The organism is Rhizobium sp. UFLA01-1127 (assembly GCF_059803845.1).
Genome location: NZ_JAUQTZ010000249.1, coordinates 1 through 3,854, shown reverse-complemented (window position 1 = coordinate 3,854; position 3,854 = coordinate 1). Strand labels below are relative to the sequence as shown.

The window sequence follows — 3,854 nt, the reverse complement described above, 5'->3', positions numbered from 1 at the left end:
GGGGTATGATCTCTTTCCAGTCATACGAAAGAATACACTCTCAGCGAGGATGGATTTTATGGTATACATGGACGTGCGGGAGCGACATCTCGAAGGTTTTTCCGAGACACTTCTAAGGTGCAATCATCTATATCGCCCAAACAGCGATTCAATTGCCTTGCTCAATACTGTCAACAGCCGTCGGCAGATCGAGATATTCGATTACGGCCGCTCTGCGGATGCGTTCACCCGCGCCTTCGGAATGCGAAATTCTCTGAAATGCCTGCGGGCGCTTACCAGCCTCGGCGCTGCCATACGTCGATACGAAACGGTATGCGATCTCGGCTGCGGCTCTGGCGCCTTCAGCCTCGCCTTTGCCTATCTCGCCGACAATCCCGATCTCAAGCTTCAGGGCCTGGATGCCTCGGAAACCCAGCTTCGGCTGGCGGAAGAGCTCATGTCGGCGGCAGGGCTTCCCGGAAGCTTCGCGTTCGAGCGGCGAAACCTGCCGGCGCAGATCGGCTACCTTCCCGACCTGACGATCTCCTCCTACTGGTTCTGCGAGAACGAACATGTGATCGCCGATCCGGTATTGTTTGATCTCATGGCCGGGCGCGAGATGTTGATCGTCGATTATGAAAAGATCATCGATCGCATTGCGACCTGCCTTCCAAGAGGGTTCCACGTTTTAGCGAGACATAGTGCCCTTGTTGAAATCCCCTCCGTGTTGACCGATTTCGTCGCTCAGGAATGGGCAAGTGTCTACGGCCTCCATATCAGCCGCACCGCCGGCTAGAACGAGACGATTTGCTTTGCGGCCAGTTGCCGCGCACATCCGCGCGGGCATTTTAGGCCTTGCCAAAGACGGCACGGTTGCCATCTATGCCGTCGGCGAACCGCCAATCACCGAGTTCTCACCCGTAGGTCCGTTTGTGCGGAGGATTTCATCAGAATGCTGTTCCGGTCTTCATCGCTTGTCCGCATCATTGCCATGGGCAGCTCGGTTGCCATGACGTTTGGCGCCCAGACAGCGATGGCGCAGGACATGTCTGCCACTTCCCCATGGCCCGATACGCCGGCTTCGCGATTGGAAGCCCTCGCAATTCTGCAGACCTTGAATGCCGATCTTCTCAGCAATGCCAGCGCCACACTGACGCTCGACCGCTGGTGTGCCGCGCACAAGCTCGCCCCGGAAGGCTCCAAGATCGTCGCACAGCGTGTACGCGGCCAGGACAAGCCCGCCGATGCTTCGATTCGGAAGCTGCTTGCCGTCGGAGCCGACGAACCTGTCGCCTATCGCCGCGTGCGGCTGGCCTGCGGCGATCGCATCCTGTCCGAAGCGGATAACTGGTACGTGCCGGCAAAGCTCACGGCCGAGATGAACAAGACGCTCGATACGAGCGACGTCGCCTTCGGTCGCGCCGTTCAGGCCCTTAATTTCTCCCGTACGAACCTGTCGGCAAAACTGCTCTGGTCGCCTCTGCCGCAAGGATGGGAAATGGGTGCCGATCTGCCGTCGCCGGCAACCGGATCCTTTACACTGCCGCCGTTCCTGCTCGAACATCACGCCGTGCTCAAGCTGCCTGACGGCACGCCGTTCAGCGCATTGATCGAAAGCTATACCAGCCGGGTACTGGATTTCCCGGCCCCGCATTTGCCTTCCCCGTAAGTTCCGCTCTGTGGCGCATGGCGCGTTTCGCGTGCTTTGTGCTGATCGCTGCTGGCAAATACAAGGCCATATGGAGCCGCATAAACCGGCGGCGCGATGCGGTTTTGCCGACGTCGCGACACCGGAAAAAGCCAGTTTCACACAAGTCACTCTGGTTATCCTGCCGCCATCAGCAACGTGCGAGGAACCAATGAGCATCTTTGGTAGCATGAAAACGGCAGTTTCAGGCATGAATGCGCAGGCAAATAAGCTTAGCACCGTGTCGGACAACATCGCGAACGTCAACACAACGGGCTATAAGTCGGCAAGCGCCAGCTTTTCGTCGTTGATTCTGCCCTCGGGCGGCGGCAGCTACAATTCCGGCAGCGTCGAGACGAATGTCAGCTATTCGGTGACGCAGCAGGGCGATGCCATCTCCACCAATTCCGGCACCGATCTGTCGATCCGCGGCGCCGGCTTCTTCGTCGTGCAGGGCGCCGACGGCAAGACGGTTCTGACACGCGCGGGTGACTTTACCCCCGATGCCAATGGCAATCTCGTCAATTCCGCCGGCTACACGCTGATGGGCTACTCCTATGCGTCCGGAGCACCCGCCGTCGTCGTCAACGGCTTCGACGGCCTGGTGCCGATCAACGTCAACCAGAACGGCCTTGCAAGCGAAGCTTCTACAACTGGAACCTTCAAGGGCAACCTTAACTCGAATGCAACCGTTGTTACTGGCTCGTCCGCTGCTTTGCCGAGTAAGGCTAACACGGACACCTCTACCGGCGGCACGGGTAGCACCCCTCCAGTTACGACCAATACCCAGAAGAGCTCGGTCGTCGCCTATGACAAACTTGGCAACAGCGTCATGTATGACGTTTATTATACTAAGATCTCGGGCGCGGATTCCACTGCTGCAACGTCCGACCAGTGGGAAGTAGCGGTTTATCGCCATGCTGATGCGAACACCTCCGGCAGCAGTTCGTTTCCGTATTCCGCGGCGCCTGTTGGCACGACCACTTTGACTTTTGATGCAAACGGAAACCAGGTTGCCGACGGCAAGGGCGTGTTTAATATTGTCGATCCGAAGACCGGTGGAACCATCCAGATGGATCTGACCGGGATGACGCAGAAGGCTACGGACTTCAGCTCGACCGGCTCGACCAACGGACAAGCGGCCAGCCCCGTTACCGGCGTGACCATCGACAAGAGCGGCGTCGTCTATGCAAACTACAAGACCGGCGATCCGAAGGCGATCTATCAGATCCCGCTAGCAACCGTTGCAAGCCCGGACAAGCTGACGCTGATGAGTGGCAACGTCTATCAGGCCAATGCCGATTCCGGCGTCACCGTCACGAGCTTCGCCAACAGCAACGGTCTCGGATACGTCCAGTCGAACTCGCTGGAGGCATCGAACGTCGACCTGGCAGGTCAGCTCACCGACATGATCCAGGCGCAGAAGAGCTATACGGCCAACTCCAAGGTCTTCCAGACGGGTACCGACCTTCTGGACGTGCTCGTCAATCTCCAGCGCTAGTCTTCCTTTCAAGCAGCTTAAAAGGCCCTTCGGGGCCTTTTTTCGTTTCCTGACGGTTCACCTCAAGGTTGTGCGTTCATCATGGCACATGACGTCATGACCTTGCTGGCCTGTATGCTGCGTCGTCTATTTAAAAGCATAATTCTCATGGACCACATCGACCGAAGGACGGGCACGGCTATCCGGCGGAACGAGGTGATATCCCTGATCGAAGTCAGCCATATTTGCGCCGTGATCAGCGGGGAATTGTGGCACGGAACAGCCGAGGTCATTTCAGCGTCGGTGCGAATTTTACATCGTTGCCACGATGATTTCCCTCCGCTGTTAGGGTCTCGTTCAGCAAAGCAGCGCACAACTATGATTTCTGGATTCGGGCGCATGGTAGCCGTGCTTGTGGGGCAGGCAGGCAGCCGATACCGCTCTTGCCGGCAGCGGCGCGTACGGGTCCAGGAATATTTGATAGGAGATTTAATTCCGTGCGGTTGAGATATGCCCTTAGAAGCGTCGCCCAGATGCTCAGCCTTTGCTCCCTCGCCATCGTCATCCCGGCAACATCGCAATCCTTCGCCGCAGAGCGGCCATCGGATATTCCGGCATGGCTGAAGGCCTATGTCGGACAGGGTGACGGTCAGATTGCCCAGCCGATCCTGCAAAGGGCGCGCGCGCTCTACATGCAAAAGGTAAGCG

3 protein-coding genes and 1 pseudogene are annotated in these 3,854 nt (G+C 57.8%); all 4 read left to right on the top strand.

The window, feature by feature from the left end:
- Nucleotides 1-157: 157 nt before the first annotated feature.
- The gene (locus tag Q4Q11_RS31145) at nucleotides 158-775 is read left to right on the top strand and encodes a methyltransferase domain-containing protein (protein ID WP_498571900.1); all 618 of its coding nucleotides are present in this window, start codon (nucleotides 158-160) and stop codon (nucleotides 773-775) included.
- A 156-nt stretch (nucleotides 776-931) separates the two neighbouring features.
- Nucleotides 932-1,648: a hypothetical protein gene (locus Q4Q11_RS31140; RefSeq protein ID WP_498571899.1), complete on the top strand. Its 717-nt coding sequence runs from the start codon at nucleotides 932-934 to the stop codon at nucleotides 1,646-1,648.
- A gap of 190 nt (nucleotides 1,649-1,838) precedes the next feature.
- Nucleotides 1,839-3,167: a flagellar hook protein FlgE gene (locus Q4Q11_RS31135; RefSeq protein ID WP_498571898.1), complete on the top strand. Its 1,329-nt coding sequence runs from the start codon at nucleotides 1,839-1,841 to the stop codon at nucleotides 3,165-3,167.
- A 476-nt stretch (nucleotides 3,168-3,643) separates the two neighbouring features.
- A pseudogene (locus Q4Q11_RS31130) lies at nucleotides 3,644-3,854 on the top strand (hypothetical protein); the annotation flags it as partial.

Excerpts from the sequence above, each read along its gene's own strand:
- Q4Q11_RS31135 (WP_498571898.1), top strand. The coding sequence starts at position 1,839 with ATGAGCATCTTTGGTAGCATGAAAACGGCAGTTTCAGGCATGAATGCG.
- Q4Q11_RS31140 (WP_498571899.1), top strand. The coding sequence starts at position 932 with ATGCTGTTCCGGTCTTCATCGCTTGTCCGCATCATTGCCATGGGCAGC.